This window comes from Vibrio sp. 1F263 (assembly GCF_041439035.1).
Taxonomy (GTDB): Bacteria; Pseudomonadota; Gammaproteobacteria; order Enterobacterales; family Vibrionaceae; genus Vibrio; species Vibrio tasmaniensis_A.
The window spans coordinates 136,618-161,115 of the sequence record NZ_JBGONI010000007.1 but is presented as its reverse complement, the minus strand read 5'-3'; the positions used below and the strand labels follow the sequence as shown (position 1 = coordinate 161,115).

The window sequence follows — 24,498 nt, the reverse complement described above, 5'->3', positions numbered from 1 at the left end:
CGATATTACATCGACCTTTTTTATGTTTTTCATTTGTGCTTTGCGGTAGAACCTGGTTTACGTAAAGAGAAGAAAGCGATTACTCAGCAGTTTCTTCTTTCACTTCTTCTTTCGTTTCCGTGACCAAATCTAAAACTTGGTTGTCGATAAGACGAGTCTTACCTAGGAAAGCCGACATTAGAATCACTGCTTGAGTCGATTCTGAAGTGATCGCTTGTAACGTTTTTACATCACAAATGAATATTTCATCCGGTTGCAGGTCTGCTGCGCGTAGTTGGTCTGTTGCATCTTCAATGACAGACGCGTAATCATCACGACCACCACGAATAGCACTGCTGATCCAACGCATAGTGCGCGCTAGAACTGGAGCTCGCTGACGTTCGTCAATCGTTAGGTTGCTATTGCGAGAGCTCATGGCTAAACCATCCATTTCACGAACAGTCGCTACGCCCACAACTTCAATGTCTAGCGCTAAGTCAGTTGTCATCTGGCGAATCACAGCAAGTTGTTGGAAATCTTTCTCACCGAAGCATGCAAAGTCTGGCTGAACGATATTAAACAGTTTCGTGACAATTGTTGATACACCGCGGAAATGACCTGGGCGAGAGGCACCTTCAAGCATATGAGATATACCAGGGACTTCAACAAACGTCTGTTTGTCCAATCCATCTGGGTACATAACCTCTGGTGTTGGCGTAAAGACTAACTCAACACCTTCTCCTGTTAGTTTGTTTAAATCGGCTTCTAACGTACGAGGGTAGTTATTTAGGTCGTCGGCGCGATCAAACTGCATTGGGTTAACAAAAATGCTTACAACAACAATGTCAGCCAGTTCACGAGCTTTCTTGACCAGAGTTAGGTGACCTTCATGTAGGTTTCCCATTGTTGGGACAAAAGCAACCGTACGTCCATCACGCTTAAACTGTTTAATCTGCTCACGAAGAGCCGCTATCTCAGCAAAAGTTTGCATAGTTACTCCTAAGCGATTGTATGAGCATCATCAGGGAAAAGTGCGCTCTCTACTTCTTCTTTGTATAGAGCGACGGCTTTACGCATATCACCTGTTTCAGCTAGGAAATTCTTAGAGAATTTCGGCATGTAGTTCGCAGAAATACCGAACATGTCATGCATAACCAAGATCTGACCATCGGTAACATTACCTGCGCCGATACCGATAACCGGTACGTCACAAGCTTCTGTAATTCTTTTTGCTAATGAAGCTGGTACACATTCAAGAAGAACGATTTGAGCACCTGCATTTTGTAGCGCTAGCGCATCAGCAACCATTTTATCGGCTTGCTCGTTGTCGCGACCTTGAACTTTGTAACCGCCAAAAATGTTTACCGATTGAGGCGTTAAGCCTAAGTGTGCACATACTGGTACAGCACGTTCTGTTAGCATCTTCACAGTTTCAATCAACCAGCTTCCGCCTTCGATTTTCACCATGTTCGCACCAGCGCGCATTAAGGTTGCTGCGTTCTCACAGGCTTGCTCTGGTGTGGCGTAACTCATGAATGGCATGTCAGCCATAAGAAGACAGTTTGGGCTACCGGCACGTACTGAGCGAGTATGGTAAGCAATATCTTCAACGGTTACTGGTAATGTATCGTTACGACCTTGTAGAACCATGCCAAGTGAGTCACCGACAAGTAGAACTGGCATATCTTGGCTTTCGAATAATTGAGCAAAGCTCGCATCATAAGCTGTCGACGTCGCGAATTTACGGCCTTCTTGTTTGCACTTGATTAGGTCGTTAATGGTTACTTTTTTCATTGATTTTCCTTAATGCGCTTGGCTATTGCTGCCAAACATTGAGCCCGTTCTTATCTACTATTTTTAGTAGTTCTGTCAGCTCAGTCCCATCAGGGAGTTGTAAACTTGGTGCGATTTCAGCAAGCGGGTAGAGCACAAATTCTCTTTCTTTCATTCCGTAATGAGGAACGGTTAAGCGCTCTGAATCGATCACCTCATTGCCGTATAACACGATATCGAGATCCAAGGTTCTTGGCCCCCAACGCTCGTCTTTACGGACGCGCCCTTGCTCTTGCTCGATCTTTTGAGTGCAATCAAGCAGTTCAATTGGCGTTAATTCTGTTCTAATTGCTACTACCGCGTTGATGTAGTCGGGTTGGTTTTGCGGCCCCATTGGAGTGCTACTATATAGCTGTGAGGTCGCAACAAACGTTGTTCGCGGAAGATTCTTTAGCGTTTCGATAGCCAAGTTTGCTTGGCTAACGGGGTCGGCAAGATTACTGCCGACCGCAATGTAAGCCGTTATCATTCTGATTGCTTACTCTTTTTGTTCCTGTAAGTCTTACGGCGGCGATGACCCGACTTTGATGGTGCTGCTACGTCATTAGCCATCGCTTGACGCATATTGCGTCCTGCTGTCTGATAACGCTCCCACCATTTTGCGAGTTCTTTGGTTTCGCCACCTTCAATTTCGCCACGCATTTCTAGGAAATCGTAGCCAGCACGGAACTTATTGAGTTCCATCAGGCGAACGGCACGTTTACCGTTGCGGCGAGGCAGTCGTAGTTGCAGTTGCCAAACTTCGCGAATGGTTGCGGTATGGCGACGAGGAATCGCAATTGATTTTACTTGTCGATCAAGAATGATGTTACTTGCTTCCATGATCGCATCGTAGTGCGCCATACCCTGTTCAGCGACAAGCTTGTCTGCCAACTTGTTCATTGGGTACCAAAGCATTGCAGCAAACATAAACGCGGGGTTTACTCGCTTGCCATCTTCGATGCGAAGGTCAGTCGAGTCGAGTACCAAATCAAGCATTTGCTCGGTATGTGAGTCGTAGCCTTCTGTGAAGTGCTCCGCTACGGAAGGGAACATCTGCTGGAACAGGTTGTACTCACGCATCAAGTGGTAGGTTTCTAAACCGTGACCTGATTGCAGTAATTTTAGAGACTCTTCGTAAAGGCGCGCTGCTGGGATATCTTTTAGAAGGTGTGCTAACTCTTCAATTGGGTCGGCTGTATCTTCCTCAATATCAAAATCCAGTTTAGCGGCGAAGCGCATTGCACGTAGCATGCGTACTGGGTCTTCGCGGTAACGCGTTTCTGGGTCGCCAATCAGGCGGATCAGCTTATCTTCTAAATCTTCTACCCCACCCGCGTAATCGTGGATGCTGTAGTCTGCAATGTTGTAGTACATCGCATTGATTGTGAAGTCACGACGTTCTGCATCTTCATCAACATTGCCGTACACGTTATCGCGTAGCAACATACCTTCGTCAGATTGCGCAGAAACGTTTTTCGATGGCTCTTGGTGGTGACCACGGAAAGTTGCTACTTCAATGATGTCACGACCAAACATGATATGTGCCAAGCGAAAACGTCGACCGATAAGGCGACAGTTTCTGAATAGGTGCTTGATTTGCTCTGGCGTTGCGTTGGTCGCGATATCAAAATCTTTTGGCTGAGAGCCTAATAAGATGTCGCGTACACCACCACCGACTAGAAATGCGTCAAAACCCGCACCATTCAGGCGATATAACACTTTAAGTGCATTGTCGCTGATCTGCTTGCGTGAAATATTGTGCTCTTGACGAGTATAAATATTCAGAGCTAATTCGTGGAATCCGCGTTGTTCGCTTGGGGTATTGTCGTTTGTATTCATTAGTTTATAACAAAGTAGGTATCGCCAGCTTTGTTTTTCTCTTAGTCCAAAGTGGTAGTGCAGAGTTTAATTGCGGCTAATAATAGCTTAGCGCGAGCCATTTGAGAACATCGTCTGCTTAGTCACAGGTATTTGTTAGGGTATTTTTATGTATCGTTATTGCGATTTGCCGTTAGTTTCGAACTCATTGCTGTGCTCTTTTTGTAAACTATCAGGTAACTGATTGACGTTCCATTGCTGGCAGCCCCACAATAAAACTTCATCCATTGACGCTTCGAAAAGAGCATTCGGGATATCAAAACCTAAGAATCGCATCGCATTGATTAACGTCGGTTTTGGGTTGTCGAGATCTATCGCGGTGGCATGATTTTGTTTTGACAGTTTATTCCCCAAGCCATCGGTTGCCAATGGTAAGTGCAAGTAGCTCACGTTTTTTTGCTTGAGCGTCTTATACAAACTGATTTGTCGACCTGTTGGTTCTATCAGATCTGCACCTCTAACGACTTCTGTTACCCCTTGTTCGATGTCATCAAGGACAACTGCCAAGTTATAGGCAAACAACCCATCTCTGCGTTTGATAATAAAATCTTCTTCAGCCAATGCTTTGGGAATTTGAATAGTGCCGTGACGAACATCGTCAAAGGACTCGATGGGAAAGTCCATGCACAAGCGCACCGCCTGTTCGCCTGAATCAACCAAACCTTTGTCCCGGCAGTGGCCACTATAAAACCCACCCAAGGACTTTATCTGCTTACGGGTACATTGACAGTAGTAGGCCTGATTGTCAGTGACCCATTGATCAATTTGAGCTTGATATAGGTCATGACGCTGGCTTTGATAAACGACTTCACCGTCCCAATACAGGTGGTAAGCCTCAAGCGTCTTAAGAATGAGGTCTGCAGCGCCAGCCATTTCTCTTGGTGGATCTAGGTCTTCCATACGAACTAACCATTGTCCTTGGTGAGATTTCGCTTGAAAGTAGCTACCAAGAGCAGCAACCAGTGAGCCAAAATGAAGAGGACCTGACGGTGATGGTGCAAAGCGTCCGATATAATTCATAAGTGAAAACCTAATCTTGATGGTACCGCAGTAGCCGATTCTTAAGACGTTTGGCGATTAGTTTATCGCTATCAACAACGATATAACCCGCTTTTTAGAACAAACAAAAAAGGGAGCCAAAGCTCCCTTTCTTTACATCCGCAAGAATTAACCTTGCATCTGTTTCTCTTTGATCTCTGCAAGTGTTTTACAGTCAATACAAAGGTCAGCAGTTGGACGAGCTTCAAGACGACGAATACCAATCTCGACACCGCAAGAGTCGCAGAAGCCGAAATCGTCTTCTTCGATCTTATCTAGTGTCTTCTCAATTTTCTTGATAAGACGGCGCTCACGGTCACGGTTACGTAACTCTAGGCTGAATTCTTCTTCTTGAGAAGCTCGGTCAACAGGATCTGGAAAATTCGCTGCTTCGTCCTGCATGTGGTGCACAGTACGATCAACTTCTTCCCTGAGCTGGTTGCGCCAAGCTGATAAAATTTTTGTAAAATGTTCCGTTTGCTCAGGTGACATGTACTCTTCACCTGTCTTTGCTTGGTACGGTTCAACACCTGCGATGGCTAGGATGCCTAGCGCTTTTTTCTTAGATTCTGGCATACAGCATCTCCTATTTACACCTAGTCAACTGCAAAGCAGCTAATTTTAAGGCGGGTATCTATAGCAGAAAGAACGAATGGTGGCAAATACTCTTGTTAAAACTTGCAATCAATGTGAATAGTTCAGCATTTTTGCTTAGCTATTGATAAATTCAACGGCTTGTTTTAGTTGTATTTGAGTACTGCTGAGCTCTGCTTTATAGCAAAGAACTTCAACTCCAGCGTCTTGTGCTTGTTTTAGTAATAACGAATATTTGGCGTCTATATGGTGTGCCGCAGACACTTTTTCAATGCCTGAATGTAAAACAGTGAATAAAAGTACGGCTCTACTTCCAGATTCGACCATTTCTGTGAGTTCTCGCAGATGTTTTTGGCCTCTAGTTGTTACTGCATCAGGGAAAAAACCTTGCCCTTCGGTCGACGCTTGTTGTTTAGTTGATATTTGTTGCTTAGTTGACACTTCTTCGTCGAGCAAAGTGACGCTTTTTACTTCGATATAGCAAGGCGGCTTTTCGTTATCTTCAAGCAGAATATCAATGCGACTATTCTCACTGCCATATTTCACTTCGGTTCGTAACGCGTTATAACCTAAGAGTTCAACTATAGTCCCATTTTCAATTGCTTCCACCGCTAGCTGGTTTGCCCGCGCAGTATTTACACAAATACGGTGACCTTTGTCTGTTTCTGAGATCTCCCAGCTGTTTGGGTACTTTCTTTTTGCATTGTCTGACGTTGAGTACCACACCGTATTGCCAGGAGTCGCACATCCTGTCATCGCTCCGGTGTTAGCGCAGTGGATAGTACGCTCGCTGCCGTCTGGAAGTTGGATGTCAGTGAGAAAGCGTTTATAGCGTTTAATAAGAGTCGCTGGCTCTAATGGAGGATTGAAGTGCATATTACTTATTTAGAGAGGTAGGTTTTTATGTACAATGTTGCCAACATTACACCACAAGGTTCACCCATTGCCACAACTGCCCATAGAAGCTGTGATGCCAGATCTGCTCGCTGGCGTACAAACACACACTCAACTTATTCTAAAGGCCGCTCCCGGTGCCGGTAAATCAACATTCTTCCCTTTACAGTTGGTTAAAACTAATGCTGTTCAAGGCAAAATCATTATGCTTGAACCAAGGCGTTTGGCTGCAAGGAATATTGCTACTTACTTAGCGAGCCAACTAGGAGATAAAGTGGGAGAGAGCATAGGTTATAGGGTTCGTGGTGAATCTAAAACCAGTAGTGCGACTCGCTTGGAAATCGTGACTGAAGGGATCATGACGAGAATGATCCAAACCGACCCTGAATTGACTGGGGTTGATATGGTGATCTTTGATGAATTTCATGAACGCAGCATTCACGCAGATACTGCATTGGCGTTTAGCTTGGAGATCCAAGATGCGCTGCGTGACGATCTAAAAGTGGTGGTGATGTCGGCAACCTTAGATCAACGCGCTCTGCAATCTTTGTTACCTGATGCCAAGTATGTTGAATCGCAAGGCCGAACTTTCCCTGTCGACTTCCGCTATCAGCCATTAGGCTCGAATGAATATTTAGCACCTAAGATGGTCAACGTGATTCGTTCTCTGATGGAGAAAGAATCGGGTTCACTTTTGGCTTTCTTACCGGGTGTCTCGGCGATAAAACAAGTGGAATCACAACTTGGGCAACTTGTCAGTGATATTGACGTGTGTCCGTTGTATGGCCAATTGAGTTTTGAACAGCAGCAGAGAGCGATCGAGCCATCGGTGAAAGGGCGTCGAAAAGTGGTATTAGCCACTAACATTGCGGAAACTTCTTTGACGATTGAGGGGATTCGCTTAGTTGTTGATTCGGGATTGGAGCGAGTAGCAAAGTTCGATTTGAAAACTGGAATCACCAAACTTGAGCAAGTAAAAATCTCACAATCCTCAGCAGAACAAAGAGCGGGTCGTGCTGGGCGAATCGAAGAAGGCTTATGTGTTCGCTTGTACAGTGAAACACAGTTGATGCAACAACCATCCGTTCCTGATCCTGAAATACTTCATTCTGATCTCTCTTCGCTGGTGGCTGAATTGACGCAATGGGGAGCAAGTAGTGCCGATGAGCTTCATTGGTTAGATGTTCCGCCACAGGCATCGATTGAGCAAGCGACAGAACTGTTACAAGAGCTTGATTTATTAGATAGTAATGGGCAATTTACTCCAGTCGGAAAGCAAGCCCAGCGCTTAGGTATTGAGCCACGGAACGCCAGTATGCTGATCAAAGCGCAACAAAACAGCCAAGCCTTGTTGAATGTCGCAATTGTCGCCGCCGCTTTACTCGAAGAACCTGAACGTAACGTGACGGATATTCAACACTCGCTACATCGACTTAAGCAAAGAAAGCACTCGAAAAACAGTGGTGTGATGCAGCGAGCGAAAAGTCTCGCCAGCAAACTCAATCATCACCTGGATTTGTCACAACTCGATGAATCATTGCTACCATTAGTGCTTTGTTTTGCATTCCCAGACCGAATTGCACAAGCGAGAAGTGCGAGCAGCAGTGCTTTTCTTCTGGCGAATGGTCACGGTGCTGAAGTTCGTGATGATGATCCATTGGCGAATAATGACTATATCGTTGTGATTGATTTGATGCGCAGCACAGGGCGAGCCAGTCAAGTTTTCTTAGCTACCGCGGTTGATATTGCGCAGCTAGAAGTTGAATTTCCAAAACTGTTTGTGTGTTCCGATTACGCCGATTGGGATGAGAAGCGTGGTCGCTTAGTGGCAGAGCAGCGAGTGTCTTTGGGGAAGTTGATTATCAGCACCAAAGCTTTACCAGAACCCGATGCGAATCAGGCGAGCCAAGCGCTACTCAATTATATCGCTCGCTGCGGACTGGAGCGCTTACATTGGACGTCTTCAGCTAAACAGCTCGTTGAGCGTGTACGCTGCGCACAGCTTTGGATGCCAGAGCATGATTGGCCAGCGATGGATGATGCGAGTTTGATTGAACATCTTGATGAGTGGCTATCACCCTATCTGAATGGCATTAAGTCAGCCAAAGGGCTGTCGAATGTATCGATTGAACAAGCATTGTCGGCTTATCTTGGCTGGCCTCTGAATCAAGAAATAGATCAATGGCTACCGACTAATTACCTGATGCCAACGGGCAGTAAGAAGTCGATTCGTTATCAATATAAATCTGAGCCAATGATCTCTGTTCGAATGCAGGAAGTCTTTGGTGAGCAAGATTCCCCCTTGATTGCCCAAGGGCGTAAAAAGGTGGTGCTTGAGTTGCTTTCTCCTGCGCAACGACCACTGCAAATTACTCAGGATTTAGCCGGCTTTTGGGCTGGCGCGTACAAAGAAGTACAAAAAGAGATGAAAGGCCGTTACCCCAAACATCCTTGGCCGGATGACCCTGCTAATCATGTAGCAACCACTAAAACTAAACGACAGTTGAACCGATGATGACCAAAATGTTAACGCCAAAAAAGGCACCACCTAAAAAAGCGCCAGCAAAGAAGTCACCAGCGACCAAAGGCAAGCCTAGAAAGCCAAGATCAGCAGCGAAAAAGACTAAACCTAAGGCTAAGCCGTCTGGCAAGAGAGGTTGGTTGAAGATTCTGTGGGGCATTTCTTGGAAAGCTGGCTTAGCACTTGCCGCATTGCTGTTGTTCGTCGGTATTTATCTGGATTCAGTGGTTAAGCAGCGTTTTGAAGGTCAGCTTTTTGATCTGCCAACCGTTGTTTATGCTCGTGTGTTGGATCTGTCTCCGGGGACTGCGGTGAGTTTGGTACAGGTTAAGAATGAACTGGATGTACTTAATTACCGTAAAGTGAATTCTCCTCGTCACCCAGGTGAGTACTCTTCTTCTTCAACCAAGATTGAAATGATTCGTCGTCCGTTCGAGTTTGTCGATGGACCGGAAGCGGATCGTCATGTAATGCTGCATTTCAACGGTAACGAGTTAACTCGTATACAGTCGCTAGAGAAGAAAGGCGACATGGGCTATCTACGTGTTGAGCCGAAAATGTTGGGTATGCTTGAAAAAAGTAACGATGAGCAACGCCTGTTCTTAAAACGTAATCAGTTCCCAGAAGTGATGGTTGATGCCTTATTAGCAACTGAAGACCGAAGCTTCTATCAACACGATGGGGTATCGCCATTAGCAATCGCTCGTGCAATGGTCGTTAACGTCAAAGCTGGGCGAACGGTACAGGGGGGTAGTACGCTGACACAACAGCTGGCAAAAAACCTGTTCTTGTCCAGTGAACGTACATTGTGGCGTAAGGTTCGTGAAGCCTACATTGCGCTTATCTTGGACCATCGTTACAGCAAAGACCGTATTCTAGAGGCTTACTTAAACGAGGTTTACCTTGGGCAAAATGGTGGGCAAGCGATTCATGGTTTCGGCTTGGCATCTCGTTTGTATTTCGGTCAACCTATTCAAGAGCTCCGCATCGATCAACTAGCACTGCTGGTGGGTATGGTGAAAGGACCGTCGTATTACAATCCGGTTCGTTACCCTGAACGTGCTAAGACTCGACGCGATCTGGTTCTTCGCTTATTGATGCAGCAAGACATATTAACTCCGCGACAATACGAAGAAGCGGCGAGTCGTGATTTGGATATTCAAGACAACCCACGTATTGCTAGTCGTCAGCCAGCTTACTTCCAGCAAGTAAACATTGAGCTTAAGAAGTATGTAGGCGATCGATTTGAAGCGAAAAAAGGGATTCGAGTCTTTACCTCTCTGGATCCCGTTTCCCAAGACAAGTTAGAAAAGTCGATTGCTCGTAAAGTGCCTGATTTATCGAAAACGGCAGGTAACAAACTGGAAGCCGCAGCTATTGCCGTGGATCGCAATACTGGTGAAATCCGAGCGATGGTTGGTGGTAAACGTACCGGTTACGATGGTTTTAACCGTGCTTTGAATGCGAGTCGCCCTATTGGTTCTTTGGTTAAGCCTGCCATCTACTTAACCGCATTGGAACAACCTCAGAAGTATACGTTGGCGACAACATTGAAGGACTCCCCACTGAGCTTGAAAGGCAGTAAGGGCAGCGTATGGAGCCCAAGAAACTTCGATCGTAAGTTCCGTGGCTATGTGCCCTTGTATGTGGCGCTTTCTAAGTCTTATAACGTACCTACCGTTCGTTTAGGCATGCAGTTAGGCATTGATAGCGTCTCGGACACCATTGGTAAGCTGGGTGTCGATAAAAATGAGATTCGCCCAGTACCGTCGATGTTTTTGGGTTCGTTCTCACTGACTCCGTTCCAAGTTGCTCAGATGTACCAAACCATTACCAACTCTGGTCGCATTGCGCCTTTGTCTGCACTTCGTTCTGTTGTTGATAATGATGGCGAAGTTCTGTATCAATCGATTCCTCGTGTATCGCAAAGCGTTGACCAGCAGGCAGCTTGGTTAACAACCTATGCGATGAAGCGGGGTGTATCGGAAGGTACAGGTCGTTTCTTACAAGGTCAGTTTGCATGGGCTGGGTTAGCTGGTAAAACGGGCACAAGTAATGACAGTCGAGACAGTTGGTTCGTGGGTGTTGATGGTCGTGAAGTCACGACGATTTGGTTAGGCCGAGATGATAATAAACCGACTAAACTAACCGGTTCTAGCGGTGCGTTGCGTGTCTATGCCGATTATCTGAAGCAAAGAACGCCTGAACAACTATTACTGCCTTGGCCAACAGGAATTGCGACCGCTAGCTTTACTCGAACTTCTGAAGGGGCGTTAGAGTTTGACTGTGGTGGTACAGTCAAATTGCCGGTCTGGGATGAAAGTGGCAGCATTAAAAAGGGCTGTGAAAGTCAACCAAAACAGTGGCTAAAGAAGCTTTTTCAGTGGTAAAGTCATAACAGAAAAGAATGACAAGGATAGTTTAGATAATGATTTCTCGTTGGTTAGTGAGTAGCTTGGGTATTGTCGGTACTGTGATCAGTTTTCAACTGTTTGCCGCTACTGCAGCACAGGTTGATTCATCAGAACATGTTGAACTTAAACAAGCTCATAAAAGGCCAACCGTTGCTGTCGTTCTTGCTGGTGGTGGGGCAAAAGGTGCAGCTCACATCGGTGTGCTTAAAGCCCTAGAAGAGATGCAAATTCCGGTTGATTACATTACCGGTACCAGCATGGGCGCATACGTTGGTGGTCTTTATGCGACAGGTATGAGCGCTGATGAGATCGAGAGCTTTATTTATACGGTTGATTGGAATCGTGGTTATCGCGATCGCGTTAACCGTAGTGATCGCCGTGTGCGAGACAAAGAATATGAAGACCGTTATCAACTGAATACCGATCTCGGTTTAGGTTGGGGCGAAATCAAAGCCAGAAAAGGTGTGGTTCAAGGTCAGAATATGTTGCGTATTCTGCGCGAGACCACTGGTAATTTATCTCCCCTCGATTCTTTCGACAGCCTCGCTATTCCATATCGCTCTGTCGCAACCGATATTATCGACCTTGAAGAAGTCGTGATCGATCATGGTCACCTTGTTGATGCGATGATGGCGAGTATGTCAGTACCTGGAGCACTTCCTCCTTATGAAGTTGATGGGCGAATGTTGGTCGATGGTGGTGTCACCAATAACATGCCTGTTGATGTTGCTAGAGCGATGGGGGCTGACATAGTTATTGCGATTGATATCAGTACTAACTACAAAAGCAAAGAAGACTTCACTAACTTTTTAGCCGCAGCAGACCAACTCTCTAATTACCTTGTTCAACGCAGCACTCAAGAGCAAGCCGCGACGTTAACAGACGATGATTTTTTCCTACGTCCTGATGTTGGGCAAATGGAGACCACCGAGTTCGATAAAATGCCGACGGCTTATCATGCTGGATACGAAGCAACAAGGCAGTATACGGATCAGCTTTCTAAGTTGGCGCTCTCTAACGCAGACTATCAAAAGTATATCGATCAGAAACAGCAAGCTCGAAAGCAGCTAAAACATGGCGACCAGACTGTCGTTGATAGAGTTGTTATTAACAACAACACCCACTATTCAGATAAGTTGATCGAAAATCGTTTAAACCTCGATTCTGGTCAGGTTATTAAAACCAGTGAAATCGAATCTAAAGTGAAAGATCTTTATGCCTTAGATCGGTTCGAGTTGGTTACTTATGAATTTGAAAATGTTGATGGTGAGGATCAACTGCTGGTCGATGTGAACGAAAAATCTTGGGGTCCAAACTACCTCAATTTTCGATTCTTTCTTGAAGATGATTTCTCTACAACCAGCCAGTACTCGCTCGGTGTCTCTGCCAACTTTACCGATATTAATAAGCATGGTGCAGAGCTAAGAACTAATATCGAGATGGGAACGGACAAACGCATTGAGGCGGAACTCTTCTCACCATTCTTTTCGAGTCAAAAGTTGTTCACATCTGTGTCTATTGCTTACAGCAACCAGAATCGAAACCTGCCAGCAGGAATCGGCGAGATTGGAGAACCTACACTGGATGCAACCAAAGACTACTTACCAATGTCTTATCAAGAGTATCTGAGTGAATTTGCATTGGGCTATCAACCGACATTGTGGCAAGAGCTGAAATTTGGTGCACGTTATACCGATGGCAGTATTGAGGTGGCATCATTACCTTCACTAGGAAGTGGTGGCTATAAACGTATTGGTGCCTTTGCCAGTTATAGATTGGATACTTTGGATAACTTCAGTCTTCCTACCGAAGGTTATTTTGTCGATTTAGAGTACCTTATCTCTCATGACGATTTTGAGAATGAGAGCTCTAATGGTGGTTCAGATTTCTCTTCTGAGAGTGATACAGTCTTTGAACTTTCGGCCAATTTTATGGCAGCACAAAGCATTGAAAAGCATACTTTAGTCGCAAAGGTTGATTACGGCATCGTAGAAAGTAAAAACTCAGTCTTTCCGATTGATCCGAAAGAGCTAGGAGGGTTCCTTAATCTATCCGGTATTCCAAGAAATAGTTTGATCGGTCAGAACTTAGCTTACACCAGTTTGATCTACCGTTATAAGTGGTTTGAAAATGACTTCGGCCTCTTTGAATCTCCGTTCTACGTGGGCGCCTCTATTGAACATGGTGGTGTTTGGTCGAACAATGACTTAAAACTGGATGAAGCTCCAATGTATACTGCAGGCTCTGTTTTTGCGGGTGTCGACTCACCCATCGGGCCGATCATATTAGCTTATGGTCGAACCGAAGATAACTTTGATTCGGTGTATCTGATTGTCGGTACTTCCTACAAATAATCATGCGTAGAGTCACCGTTTAACTGCGTAAATAGGCAAAAATAGTGGGACTTTCGTCTTAACTTGCTATGTTGGTCAAAATGATAAGATTTTAATTTAACGTTAAATTTGCTATTCTACCGCCCACAGTTTGGCCTCTATGATGCCGCTCATCAATACAAATTGAATGACAAAAATGGCAATGGAGAGCCAAGTTTCCAAGGATGTTCGCTTCTTTATTTTACTAATAATTATGAAGGTAAGAAGTGAACCGCAATGAGAGGAAAAAAGTCGTGCTTGAAGCCTACCGTAAACACGTCGAAGAACGTGCTGCCGAGGGAGTTGTCCCAAGACCACTAGATGCTGAGCAAGTCGCTGGCCTAGTTGAACTTCTAAAGAATCCACCTCAAGGTGAAGAAGAAATCATTCTTGAGCTACTAGAAAATCGCATTCCACCGGGTGTAGATGAAGCTGCTTACGTAAAAGCTGGCTTCCTTACGGCTATCACTAAAGGTGAAGTAGCTTCTCCACTAGTAAGCAAAGCAAAAGCTGCACAACTGCTTGGTACTATGCAAGGTGGTTACAACATCGAGTCTCTAGTGTCTCTGTTAGACGATGCTGAGCTTGCTCCAATCGCAGTTAAAGCCCTGTCTCATACTCTACTGATGTTCGATGCGTTTTACGATGTAGAAGATAAAGCGAAAGCAGGTAATGCTTCAGCACAACAAGTACTTCAATCTTGGGCTGATGCTGAATGGTTTACAGCGAAAAACAAAGTAGCGGAAAAGATCACCGTTAAAGTATTTAAAGTTACCGGTGAAACTAACACTGATGACTTATCACCAGCGCCTGATGCATGGTCACGTCCTGATATCCCAGTGCACGCGAAAGCGATGCTGAAGATGGAACGTGATGGCATTACTCCTGATGAACAGGGTAGCGTTGGTCCAATCAATCAAATTGAAGAAATGCAAAAAGACGGCATTCCACTGGCTTACGTTGGTGATGTTGTTGGTACAGGTTCTTCTCGTAAATCGGCAACAAACTCAGTACTTTGGTTCATGGGTGAAGATATCCCATTCGTACCAAACAAGCGTACTGGCGGTGTTTGTCTGGGTGGTAAAATTGCCCCAATCTTCTACAACACAATGGAAGATTCAGGCGCACTACCCATTGAACTGAACGTACAAGACATGAACATGGGCGATGTCATTGATATCTACCCGTACGAAGGTGTTGTTCACAAGAACGGTTCTGTGATTTCAAACTTTGAGCTAAGCAAAGTACTTCTTGATGAAGTGCGTGCTGGTGGCCGTATTCCACTGATCATTGGTCGTGGCCTAACGGGTCGTGCTCGTGATGCTCTAGGCCTAGCTGAAACCGATCTGTTTGCTAAACCAATCGATCCTTCTGCTTCTGATAAAGGCTACACATTAGCTCAGAAGATGGTAGGTAAAGCGTGTGGCGTTGAAGGTGTGCGTGCGGGTCAGTACTGCGAACCTAAAATGACGACAGTGGGTTCTCAAGATACTACGGGTCCTATGACGCGTGATGAGCTGAAAGATCTGGCTTGTCTTGGTTTCTCTGCAGATCTTGTGATGCAGTCTTTCTGTCACACATCTGCATACCCGAAACCAGTTGATGTAAACACTCACCATACACTGCCTGATTTCATCATGAACCGTGCAGGTGTTTCACTTCGTCCGGGCGATGGTGTTATTCACTCATGGCTAAACCGTATGCTTCTGCCTGATACTGTAGGTACAGGTGGTGACTCGCATACTCGTTTCCCTCTAGGTATTTCATTCCCTGCTGGTTCTGGTTTGGTAGCATTTGCTGCGGCAACAGGCGTTATGCCTCTTGATATGCCTGAATCTATCTTGGTTCGCTTTAAAGGCGAAATGCAACCGGGTATCACACTACGTGACCTAGTACATGCAATTCCGCTTTACGGTATCAAGCAAGGTCTACTAACGGTAGAGAAAGCAGGAAAGATCAATGAGTTCTCTGGTCGTGTACTAGAAATCGAAGGTGTTGAGCACCTATCTGTTGAGCAAGCATTTGAACTTTCAGATGCATCAGCAGAGCGTTCTGCGGCAGGTTGTACGGTTAAGCTATCTCAAGAGTCTATCGATGAGTACCTGAACTCGAATATCGTTATGCTTAAGTGGATGATCGCTGAAGGTTACGGTGATGTTCGTACGATTGAGCGTCGTATTACCGCAATGGAAGAGTGGTTAGCGAACCCTGAGTTGCTATCTGCTGATTCAGATGCGGAATACGCACACGTTATCGAGATTGATCTTGCTGACATCGATCAACCAATCCTATGTGCACCAAACGATCCAGATGATGCTCGTCTTCTTTCTGACGTTCAAGGCACTGAGATTCAAGAAGTGTTCATCGGTTCTTGTATGACCAACATCGGTCACTTCCGTGCTGCAGGTAAGATGCTAGAAGAGTTTAATGGCTCTTTAAATACTCGCCTATGGGTTGCTCCGCCAACTAAGATGGATAAAGACCAACTGACAGAAGAAGGCTACTACGGCATCTTCGGTCGTGCTGGGGTTCGTATTGAAACTCCGGGTTGTTCATTATGTATGGGTAACCAAGCTCGTGTTGCTGATGCTTCGACGGTTATGTCTACGTCTACTCGTAACTTCCCGAACCGTTTAGGTAATGGCGCGAACGTTTATCTGGCTTCTGCTGAGCTTTCTGCTGTTGGCGCGATTCTAGGTCGTATCCCAACGAAAGAAGAGTACTTAGAGTACGCTGAGAAGATTAATGCAACGGCTGCTGATACATACCGTTACCTGAACTTCCATAAAATGGGTCAGTACACGGATAAAGCAGACACAGTTATCTTCCAAGAACCAGCTTAGTTCCTCGTTATATTTGTAGCTGCAGCGTTGTTGACTGCGTACGTTCACCGGAGCGCCGGCCGCCCTAGTCACATAGAGCTTCTATGCTCATAGGGATGAACGTACTTGTCGCCTAGCTGCAACTCCAACTATTTAGAGGAACCCAAATGATAGAGCGTCTACTTCGGTAGGCGTTTTTTTATGTCTGAATGTTAGTTTACGAGCGACTCGATCTCTTGATGACTTCGCTATATACTCTCGCCTCATTTTTTACCCTATCTGTCATTAGTGCGCGGAGCCTTTATGGAATTTGAATTTACACGAAACACTTTAATGGGCGAGTACTATGTAAAGTGCAGCATGGGTCATGAAATTGTTGGCCGCTGGCTTCAAGAAGAGATCGGGAAAGATAAGCAGAAACTGGATCATGTGATGGCGTTGATTGAGCAATCTCGACAAGATCTGAGCAATGAAGTGACGCTACTAGGCAAAGAGATCAGCCTAGCGATCAATGAAGACGACGTAACGATTCAAGAAAATGTGCTAGGGCACGAACAAGAGATGGAAGAGGGCAGTGAGTTCGATTTCTATAATTGTGAAAGCGAAGCAAGCTGCGGAATTGACGATTTCGAGTTGCTCATCGAACGTTGGATTGATTTTTTAGGTTACTAGTTGCTAATGATTTTGCATCGTGAAAGTTTCGTGGCCCAAAACTAGAGCAACGACAGTGCAACGCATTAAGATAGTGAAAAGGCCGCACCACATTGGTGCGGCCTTTTTCGTTTCCAAAACGGTATTGTTTCTATTTTATTTAAAATCAACAACTTAAATTTCTGGCACGCTACTTGGATTGTAATAAGAGTATTAACGGATTAAGTGAAGAATTTAAGGAAAGAATATGAAATTAATAAATGCCATTGTAAAGCCGTTCAAATTAGACGATGTACGCGAAGCGCTCTCTGATGTGGGTATTGAAGGTATGACGGTTTCTGAAGTGAAAGGCTTTGGTCGTCAGAAGGGGCACACTGAATTGTATCGTGGTGCAGAGTACCAGGTGGACTTCCTACCAAAGGTAAAGCTAGAGATTGCAACCCAAGCTGAAAATGTTGACCGAGTTGTTGAAGCGATTAGCCAAGCGGCACACACCGGAAAAATCGGCGATGGCAAAATTTTTGTGTATGACCTAAGCCAAGCCGTACGAATTCGTACCGGTGAAATGGATGCTGAAGCACTTTAAAGAATTACAAGGACTGGAGACTTTAATATGGAACTTACAACAACAGTAACGGAACTACGTTACGCACTAGACACTTTTTTCTTTCTCATTTCAGGTGCGTTGGTCATGTGGATGGCTGCAGGCTTCGCGATGTTAGAAGCTGGCCTTGTTCGTTCGAAGAACACCACAGAAATTTTAACTAAGAACATTTGTTTGTACGCGATTGCTTGTACGACTTTCTTAGTCGTTGGTTACAACATTATGTATGTCGATAACGGCGAAGGTGGCTGGTTACCGTCATTTGGTACTCTGATTGGTACTCAAGGCGAAGGTGCAGACCACTCATTAGAATCAGACTTCTTCTTCCAAGTCGTTTTCGTTGCAACAGCAATGTCTGTGGTATCTGGCGCGGTTGCTGAGCGAATGAAACTTTGGTCATTCCTTATCTTCTCTGTCGTGCTAACAGCATTCATCTACCCAATGGAAGGTTACTGGACTTGGGGCGGTGGTTTCCTATCAGAAGCCGGCTTCAGTGACTTTGCTGGTTCAGGTATCGTACATATGGCTGGTGCTTCAGCAGCCTTAGCGGGTGTTCTTCTGCTGGGTGCTCGTAAAGGTAAATATGGTAAGAACGGTGAGATCTACCCGATTCCAGGTTCAAACATGCCACTGGCAACGCTAGGTACATTTATCCTTTGGTTTGGTTGGTTCGGTTTCAACGGTGGTTCTCAACTTATGGTTTCTGACTTTGAGAACGCGACAGCGGTTGGCCAAATCTTCCTTAACACTAACGCAGCAGCAGCAGCAGGTGCTATCGCAGCACTACTAGTATGTAAAACGACTTGGGGTAAAGCTGACCTAACAATGATTCTTAACGGCGCGTTAGCTGGCCTAGTAGCAATCACTGCCGATCCTTTATCACCATCACCTTTATTTGCTGTAGCGATTGGTTCGGTATCTGGTGCATTGGTTGTATTCAGCATCATCGCTCTAGACAAAGCTAAGATTGATGATCCAGTAGGTGCTATATCGGTACACGGTGTGTGTGGTTTCTTCGGTCTAATGGCTGTGCCACTAAGCAATGCTGATGCAACGTTTGGTGCTCAACTATTGGGTGCAGCAGTAATCTTTGCATGGGTATTCGGTGCTAGCCTAGCGGTATGGGCAGTGCTTAAAGCAACAATCGGTATCCGAGTAACTGAAGATGAAGAACTTGAAGGTATGGACATGCACGATTGTGGTGTCGGCGCCTATCCAGAGTTTGTGTCTGTAAAATAGAACATTATGTATTAATCCATAATTTACAAATATTTACATATTACCCACTTGAAACCTGCTCTCATGAGCAGGTTTTTTTGTGCTCTATCATTGAAATTAATATTTTAATAAATATAATAACGCAACTGATATAGATTATCATTTCGATATAAAGGACTTTACCAATGAAAAAATTGCTAACTCTTTCAGCTCTAGCATGTAGCGCAATCGCACCAACGGCTGCAATCGCTGCTGAAGAAGTAAACGTATACTCTTACCGTCAACCTTTCCTTGTTGAACCTATGTTTGATGAGTTCACAAAAGAGACAGGCATCGAGGTGAATGTTAAGTTTGCTAAGAAAGGTTTAGCAGAGAAGCTAGCTCAAGAGGGCGAATACAGCCCAGCAGATGTGGTATTAACTGTTGATATCAGCCGTCTATCTGAGCTAACTGAAAAAGGTTTAGTTCAAGCTGTAGAAAGTGATGTTCTAGAAAAGAATATCCCAGCTCAGTACCAAGACACAGCTAACGAGTGGTTCGCTCTAACAACTCGTACACGTAGCGTTTACTCTTCTCGTGACCGTGTTGGTCGTCTAGGTGAAGATTTCACTTACGCTGATCTAGCTAAGCCAGAATTCAAAGGTAAAATCTGTACACGTAGTGGTAAGCACCCATACAACGTTTCTCTAGTATCTTCGATGATTGCTCACAAAGGTGAAGCTGAAACGAAAGAATGGCTAGAAGGCGTAAAAGCAAACCTAGCACGTAAGCCTCAAGGTAATGACCGTGCACAAGTTAAAGCGATCAAAGAAGGTCTATGTGACGTTTCTCTTGGTAACAGCTACTACCTAGGTAAGATGGTTAACGATAAAGAGCAAAAAGCTTGGGCTGACGCTGTTTACCTTAACTTCCCTAACCAAGAGACAACAGGTACTCACGTAAATATCTCTGGTATGGCAATGGCTAAATTCTCTCCAAATAAAGAGAACGCGGTTAAGCTAATGGAATTCCTATCTGGTGACGTGGCGCAAGGCATGTACGCAGAAGTGAACTACGAATACCCAGTTAAAGCTGATGTTAAACCTTCAGAGCTTGTTGCTTCTTGGGGTGAATTCAAAGCTGATACAATTTCTCTAGACCAGATTGCTGACCACCACGCAGCTGCAATCAAGCTACTAGACGAAGTTAAGTTCGATCTATAATTTTTTACTGTAGGCTTCGGCCCAAGTAAAATGACAGCCTCAAGTCGCCATTTCGGTAACTTGGGGTTGTTTTGTTTTGGAAAATCACTTTTTGATACAAAGCTCCCCGTTAATCCCCAGAGTTATGAGCATCTCACCTTGAAGTCATTACAGTATATGGGTATAAATAACCCCCCATTAAAAGGATATGAGATGTATTTGCAAATGCATTTGTGTTTCATTAAGCCTCGTTGTAGTTAGGCGATGAAAGAAAAGAATTATTTATGGAACACCAGTAGCTGCATCATTGCTGTATTGCTGGTTTTACCGATTTTAGCGATTTTTACGACTGCTGTTGGAGAAACTGATGAGCTATTTTCTCATCTTATGTCCACAGTAATGCCCACCTATACTTATAATACGGTGGTTTTAGTCATAGGAACCTTATTCCTGTCTTTGGCTTTTGGTATTCCGTCAGCTTGGATTATGGCAATGTGCCGTGTTCCAGGAGAGCGCGTTTTACAGTGGGCGTTAGTGCTGCCATTAGCAATGCCAGGCTATATTGTCGGGTATATCTTTACCGATTGGTTCGACTTTGCAGGTCCTGTTCAAATTCTGCTACGAGATTTAACAGGTTGGGGGCCCGGAGAGTACTGGTTCCCAGACATTAGAACCTTGTTCGGAGCTATTATTGTTCTGTCACTTGTTCTCTACCCCTATGTTTATTTGCTATGCCGCGCGGCTTTTATGGAGCAAAACGTCTCCTTATTGCAATCCGCTCGGTTGTTAAAGTGTTCACCTTGGGAAAGCTTTCGTCGTATTTCCTTGCCGCTTGTTCGTCCATCAATGGCGGTCGGGCTATCACTGGTTGCAATGGAAACCATTGGTGACTTTGGTACCGTAAGTTACTTTGCAGTCAATACCTTAACGACTGCGGTTTACGATACTTGGTTAGGTTACTCAAGCTTAACGGCTGCTGCGAAAATATCGGCGATCATGCTGGTTATTGTGATCCTACTGTTGAGTTCAGAGCGATACAGCCGTCGCAAACAGAAATTATTCCAGAATCAATTCAGTAGTCGTGAAGATTTTCGTTACGACCTTTCCGGTTGGAAGAAGTGGTTAGCATTGTTTTGGTGCTGGGGATTGGTGTGTGTCGCATTCTTGTTCCCTCTTGCCCAGTTAATGATTTATGCCTACAAATATTTTGCTCAAAGCTGGACCCCTGAATTTAGAGAGTATGCCGTTAATAGCCTTTATGTTTCGGTAGTTGCTGCAATTATTGGTGTCGTTATTGCTTTGATTGTGAACTTCAATCAACGTGTTAGCCCAAGTAAGAAAAATCAGGCTTATATGCGTATCGCTTCCATGGGCTATGCCGTTCCAGGCACCGTGTTAGCCATTGGTGTGATGGTCCCAGTTTTGTTTATGGATCACTTAGTCAACGATATTGCAAAAGTGATGGAATGGACAGGACCAGGTTTGATCTTCTCTGGTTCTATGTTTGCACTTATCTTTGCCATGGTCGTGCGTTTTTCAGCGGTTGCAATTGGCAGCATTGAAAGTAGCTTGAGTAAAGTTTCTCCTTCATTGGATATGGCATCTAAAACAATGGGCTGCAATACCAACCAGATGTTACGTCGTGTTCATTTACCTTTGATTAAACGAGGCGCATTGATCGCCGGATTATTGGTATTTATCGAATCAATGAAAGAGTTAAATGCAGCATTACTGCTACGCCCTTTTAATTTCGAAACATTGGCGACTTATGTTTATAACTATGCCTCAGATGAGCACCTAGAGTTGGCGGCGATGCCTGCTGTATTATTGGTGTTAGTGGGCTTAATTCCTCTGATTATCGTAAACCGTTCCTTGGAGCAGAAACACTAATGAGTTGTGCATTATCAATTAAAGATCTGACTTGTAAGTACGAGTCCCAAACTATTTTGGAATCTCTTTCTTTAGAAGTTGAGCATGGTGAAATTGTTTGTCTGCTTGGTGCCAGTGGTTGTGGTAAGACTACGCTGCTTAAAGCGATTGCCGGCTTGCTTCCATTGAGTAGTGGCGTCATGAGCTTGAACTGTCAAACCATCGACGATGGAGACAACTGGTTACCACCTGAGCAGAGAAACATCGGAATGATCTTTCAAGATTACGCCCTGTTTCCGCACTTGACGGTAAACCAGAATATCTGCTTTGGCCTCAAAGGTCTTTCTGAACAGCAAAAGAAAGAGAAAGTTCAAGAGATGTTGGAGCTAGTTCACTTAGATGAATTCGGTGACCGATACCCACATCAACTTTCTGGTGGTCAACAGCAGCGCGTAGCGATTGCTCGTTCTTTAGCGTACAAGCCAGACTTATTATTATTGGATGAACCCTTCTCAAATATTGATACTCAAGTTCGCCATGAGTTGATCTCTCAGATTCGTAAAATATTTAAAAAGCAGGGTGTTACTGCTATTTTTGTAACGCACAGCCGTGAAGAAGCATTCGCTTTTTCAGATAAAATGGCGGTAATGAACCATGGTGTGATTGAGCAATATGGTTCAGCATCTGAGTTGTACTTCCACCCATCGAGTAAGTTTGTTGCTGATTTCTTAGGTGGTGGTAGCTACTTGAATGCACAGCGTATTTCAGATAATGAATTTGAAACGAGCTTGGGTCTGATAGAAGCGAAAGCACAAACTCAAATCGAAGTGGGAGCGGAATGTGCGTTGTTACTAAGACCACAGCATATAGTGGCGAGTCATGATGTCGACAGTAACCTGTCCGTGTTGGAACAACAATTTATGGGCGACCACTGTCGTTATGTGATTGAAGCTAACGGTCAGAAACTGTTAGCAACGTCTTCTGAGGCTCTAGGTGTTGGTATGCCAGTCACCGTCAAAGTAGATACCAAAGGTGTATTGGCGTTTTAATGATACGCAGTAAGTATCGTTCTGCCGAAAAGTAAAATACATTCGTAAAAAAGCCCAGCACTTTGATACAGAGTACTGGGCAAGAGTTCTTCACCTACAGGCTTTAACAAGGCAGTGGTTTGTTAAGTCCCATTCAAAACTGCTGCACTCTATAAATCTATAGAGAGAGGAAGTCTTTCACTTTTTGAAGAACACGTTCTGCAGTGTCTTTATCTTCCATTTCTGCGAAGATTCGCAGTAACGGCTCTGTTCCGGAGAAGCGAGCAATGACCCATCCGCCATTCTTGAAGTACACTTTGGCACCATCTTCATAGCTAACTTTTTCAATTTCGTATTCAAATTCAGGCAGTTGCTTCTCTACGTAAATCTTGGTGTAGAGCGCTTCTTTCTCTGAAGGCTTAAACTGGCAATCTCCTTCTGCCGTGTAGGCATAGCCATACTTAGAGTAGATTTCATCAAGTAACTCAGATAACTTTTTACCTGTTACACTGATCATCTCAACCAGTAAGCTTGAAGCAAATACGCCATCCTTACCTTTGATATGACCTCGAATGGTTAAACCTCCCGAGCTTTCACCACCAATCAGTGAATCATCTGCTTCCATTTGAGAGCTGATATGCTTAAAGCCTACAGGAACCTCAAAGCTCTTCTCACCATGATCTGCCGCTACTTTGTCGAGTAGATGCGTGGTGGCGATGTTACGAACGACAGAGCCCTTCCAGCCTTTGTATTCCAGTAAGTAGTAGTAAAGTAGGAGTAGCACTTCGTTAGGATGAATAAAGTGACCTTTCTCATCAATGATGCCTAAACGGTCGGCATCGCCATCAGTACCAATACCAATGTCATAGCCTTCAGCTGCCACTAAATGTTTTAGGCGGTATAGCGTTGCTGCATTTGGGGACGGCATAAGACCGCCGAAATCTGGGTTCTTACCATCGTTGATTACGTCGACATCACAGCGACCGTTGATCAGTACGGTTTGCAGAGCATTTTTCGCAACACCAAACATTGGGTCAATCAGTACGCGCAGGTTGGCTTTCTTTATCGAGTCGATATCAATGAAGTTGATGATTGAATCAACAAAGTCGTTCATCGGGTTGATGATCTCGATTTCTTTGTCGTTTAACGCTTGTTCGAAATCGACTCGTATAACATCTTCGTTGGTCAGTGTTGCGATTTGCTGTTCGATCTTCTCTGTGATGATCTCGTCAGCATCGCGTCCACCTTCAATGAAGATCTTTATGCCGTTATAGTCCGCTGGGTTGTGAGAAGCGGTAATACACGCAGAGTAAATACATCCCATCTCTTTTGCTTGGAACATCACGATAGGTGTTGGAACGAACTTATCAATGAAGCTTACTTTGATGTTGTTCGCCGCAAGTACTTCTGCAAACCAGCATGCCGCTTTATCTGAAAGGAAGCGACGGTCATAGCCAATAACGAAGCCATTCTTGGCTGCATCTTCATTATTGATGATGTTAGCGAGCGCTTGCGCTACAAGGCGAACATTGTCTCTGGTGAATTCTTCACCAATGAAAGCGCGCCAGCCACCTGTACCAAATTTAATCATTAGAAAATCCTTTTAGTCTCATTGCCTCA

The 24,498-nt window shown here is 44.7% G+C and carries 18 protein-coding genes; 10 read left to right on the top strand and 8 right to left on the bottom strand.

The genetic code is table 11. The features are described from left to right. Positions 1–79: 79 nt before the first annotated feature. From panC to sfsA, 7 genes are all read right to left on the bottom strand, one after another. A complete protein-coding gene (panC, locus tag ACED25_RS07215; RefSeq protein WP_009847586.1) occupies positions 80–970 on the bottom strand; it encodes a pantoate--beta-alanine ligase in 891 nt (296 codons plus the stop codon). Positions 971–978: 8 nt separating this feature from the next. Then, positions 979–1,773 carry a 3-methyl-2-oxobutanoate hydroxymethyltransferase gene (gene panB, locus ACED25_RS07210; protein WP_012604733.1) on the bottom strand — a complete coding sequence of 265 codons (795 nt, stop codon included), beginning with the start codon at positions 1,771–1,773 and terminating at the stop codon, positions 979–981. Between the two features lie 22 nt (positions 1,774–1,795). Beyond that, positions 1,796–2,281 carry a 2-amino-4-hydroxy-6-hydroxymethyldihydropteridine diphosphokinase gene (folK, locus tag ACED25_RS07205; protein WP_017103848.1) on the bottom strand — a complete coding sequence of 162 codons (486 nt, stop codon included), beginning with the start codon at positions 2,279–2,281 and terminating at the stop codon, positions 1,796–1,798. After that, positions 2,278–3,633: a polynucleotide adenylyltransferase PcnB gene (pcnB, locus tag ACED25_RS07200; RefSeq protein ID WP_041472901.1), complete on the bottom strand. Its 1,356-nt coding sequence runs from the start codon at positions 3,631–3,633 to the stop codon at positions 2,278–2,280. Before pcnB ends, folK begins: the two co-directional genes overlap by 4 nt. 156 nt (positions 3,634–3,789) lie before the next feature. Further along, a complete protein-coding gene (gluQRS, locus tag ACED25_RS07195; protein ID WP_371694977.1) occupies positions 3,790–4,692 on the bottom strand; it encodes a tRNA glutamyl-Q(34) synthetase GluQRS in 903 nt (300 codons plus the stop codon). 147 nt (positions 4,693–4,839) lie between these two features. Beyond that, positions 4,840–5,286 (bottom strand): RNA polymerase-binding protein DksA, encoded by a 447-nt coding sequence (gene dksA / locus ACED25_RS07190; RefSeq protein WP_009847581.1) that lies wholly within the window; start codon positions 5,284–5,286, stop codon positions 4,840–4,842. 135 nt (positions 5,287–5,421) lie between these two features. Further along, the gene (sfsA, locus tag ACED25_RS07185; RefSeq protein WP_009847580.1) at positions 5,422–6,180 is read right to left on the bottom strand and encodes a DNA/RNA nuclease SfsA; all 759 of its coding nucleotides are present in this window, start codon (positions 6,178–6,180) and stop codon (positions 5,422–5,424) included. A gap of 94 nt (positions 6,181–6,274) precedes the next feature. Here sfsA and hrpB point away from each other — a divergent pair, with 94 nt between their 5' ends. From hrpB to ACED25_RS07135, 10 genes are all read left to right on the top strand, one after another. Then, a complete protein-coding gene (gene hrpB, locus ACED25_RS07180; RefSeq protein ID WP_371694994.1) occupies positions 6,275–8,713 on the top strand; it encodes an ATP-dependent helicase HrpB in 2,439 nt (812 codons plus the stop codon). Next, positions 8,710–11,109 (top strand): penicillin-binding protein 1B, encoded by a 2,400-nt coding sequence (gene mrcB, locus ACED25_RS07175; RefSeq protein WP_371694975.1) that lies wholly within the window; start codon positions 8,710–8,712, stop codon positions 11,107–11,109. Before hrpB ends, mrcB begins: the two co-directional genes overlap by 4 nt. Positions 11,110–11,147: 38 nt before the next feature. Further along, a complete protein-coding gene (locus ACED25_RS07170; protein ID WP_371694973.1) occupies positions 11,148–13,487 on the top strand; it encodes a patatin-like phospholipase family protein in 2,340 nt (779 codons plus the stop codon). A 272-nt stretch (positions 13,488–13,759) separates the two neighbouring features. Further along, on the top strand, positions 13,760–16,348 hold the full coding sequence (acnB, locus tag ACED25_RS07165) for a bifunctional aconitate hydratase 2/2-methylisocitrate dehydratase (RefSeq protein WP_029225612.1): 2,589 nt from the start codon (positions 13,760–13,762) through the stop codon (positions 16,346–16,348). 282 nt (positions 16,349–16,630) lie between these two features. Beyond that, entirely contained in the window at positions 16,631–16,999 is a 369-nt protein-coding gene (locus ACED25_RS07160; protein WP_029223087.1) for a YacL family protein, read from the top strand. Between the two features lie 226 nt (positions 17,000–17,225). Next, complete coding sequence (glnK, locus tag ACED25_RS07155) at positions 17,226–17,564, top strand: P-II family nitrogen regulator (RefSeq protein WP_004738200.1); 339 nt, start codon at positions 17,226–17,228, stop codon at positions 17,562–17,564. A 27-nt stretch (positions 17,565–17,591) separates the two neighbouring features. After that, complete coding sequence (locus ACED25_RS07150; protein ID WP_017097325.1) at positions 17,592–18,821, top strand: ammonium transporter; 1,230 nt, start codon at positions 17,592–17,594, stop codon at positions 18,819–18,821. A 164-nt stretch (positions 18,822–18,985) separates the two neighbouring features. Further along, positions 18,986–20,002 (top strand): Fe(3+) ABC transporter substrate-binding protein, encoded by a 1,017-nt coding sequence (locus ACED25_RS07145; RefSeq protein ID WP_012604721.1) that lies wholly within the window; start codon positions 18,986–18,988, stop codon positions 20,000–20,002. 243 nt (positions 20,003–20,245) lie between these two features. Then, positions 20,246–21,871, top strand: a complete 1,626-nt coding sequence (locus ACED25_RS07140) for an ABC transporter permease (RefSeq protein ID WP_371694971.1) — start codon at positions 20,246–20,248, stop codon at positions 21,869–21,871. Continuing rightward, the gene (locus ACED25_RS07135; RefSeq protein WP_017097323.1) at positions 21,871–22,899 is read left to right on the top strand and encodes an ABC transporter ATP-binding protein; all 1,029 of its coding nucleotides are present in this window, start codon (positions 21,871–21,873) and stop codon (positions 22,897–22,899) included. Before ACED25_RS07140 ends, ACED25_RS07135 begins: the two co-directional genes overlap by 1 nt. A gap of 157 nt (positions 22,900–23,056) precedes the next feature. Here ACED25_RS07135 and ACED25_RS07130 read toward each other — a convergent pair whose 3' ends face one another. Beyond that, positions 23,057–24,469 (bottom strand): phosphoglucomutase/phosphomannomutase family protein, encoded by a 1,413-nt coding sequence (locus tag ACED25_RS07130; RefSeq protein WP_009847570.1) that lies wholly within the window; start codon positions 24,467–24,469, stop codon positions 23,057–23,059. Positions 24,470–24,498 lie beyond the last annotated feature (29 nt).

Bases quoted from the DNA above. Each gene is read 5' to 3' on its own strand.
- panC (WP_009847586.1), bottom strand. From the start codon at position 970: ATGCAAACTTTTGCTGAGATAGCGGCTCTTCGTGAGCAGATTAAACAG.
- panB (WP_012604733.1), bottom strand. From the start codon at position 1,773: ATGAAAAAAGTAACCATTAACGACCTAATCAAGTGCAAACAAGAAGGC.
- folK (WP_017103848.1), bottom strand. From the start codon at position 2,281: ATGATAACGGCTTACATTGCGGTCGGCAGTAATCTTGCCGACCCCGTT.
- pcnB (WP_041472901.1), bottom strand. From the start codon at position 3,633: ATGAATACAAACGACAATACCCCAAGCGAACAACGCGGATTCCACGAA.
- gluQRS (WP_371694977.1), bottom strand. From the start codon at position 4,692: ATGAATTATATCGGACGCTTTGCACCATCACCGTCAGGTCCTCTTCAT.
- dksA (WP_009847581.1), bottom strand. From the start codon at position 5,286: ATGCCAGAATCTAAGAAAAAAGCGCTAGGCATCCTAGCCATCGCAGGT.
- sfsA (WP_009847580.1), bottom strand. From the start codon at position 6,180: ATGCACTTCAATCCTCCATTAGAGCCAGCGACTCTTATTAAACGCTAT.
- hrpB (WP_371694994.1), top strand. From the start codon at position 6,275: ATGCCAGATCTGCTCGCTGGCGTACAAACACACACTCAACTTATTCTA.
- mrcB (WP_371694975.1), top strand. From the start codon at position 8,710: ATGATGACCAAAATGTTAACGCCAAAAAAGGCACCACCTAAAAAAGCG.
- ACED25_RS07170 (WP_371694973.1), top strand. From the start codon at position 11,148: ATGATTTCTCGTTGGTTAGTGAGTAGCTTGGGTATTGTCGGTACTGTG.
- ACED25_RS07160 (WP_029223087.1), top strand. From the start codon at position 16,631: ATGGAATTTGAATTTACACGAAACACTTTAATGGGCGAGTACTATGTA.
- glnK (WP_004738200.1), top strand. From the start codon at position 17,226: ATGAAATTAATAAATGCCATTGTAAAGCCGTTCAAATTAGACGATGTA.
- ACED25_RS07150 (WP_017097325.1), top strand. From the start codon at position 17,592: ATGGAACTTACAACAACAGTAACGGAACTACGTTACGCACTAGACACT.
- ACED25_RS07145 (WP_012604721.1), top strand. From the start codon at position 18,986: ATGAAAAAATTGCTAACTCTTTCAGCTCTAGCATGTAGCGCAATCGCA.
- ACED25_RS07140 (WP_371694971.1), top strand. From the start codon at position 20,246: ATGAAAGAAAAGAATTATTTATGGAACACCAGTAGCTGCATCATTGCT.
- ACED25_RS07135 (WP_017097323.1), top strand. From the start codon at position 21,871: ATGAGTTGTGCATTATCAATTAAAGATCTGACTTGTAAGTACGAGTCC.
- ACED25_RS07130 (WP_009847570.1), bottom strand. From the start codon at position 24,469: ATGATTAAATTTGGTACAGGTGGCTGGCGCGCTTTCATTGGTGAAGAA.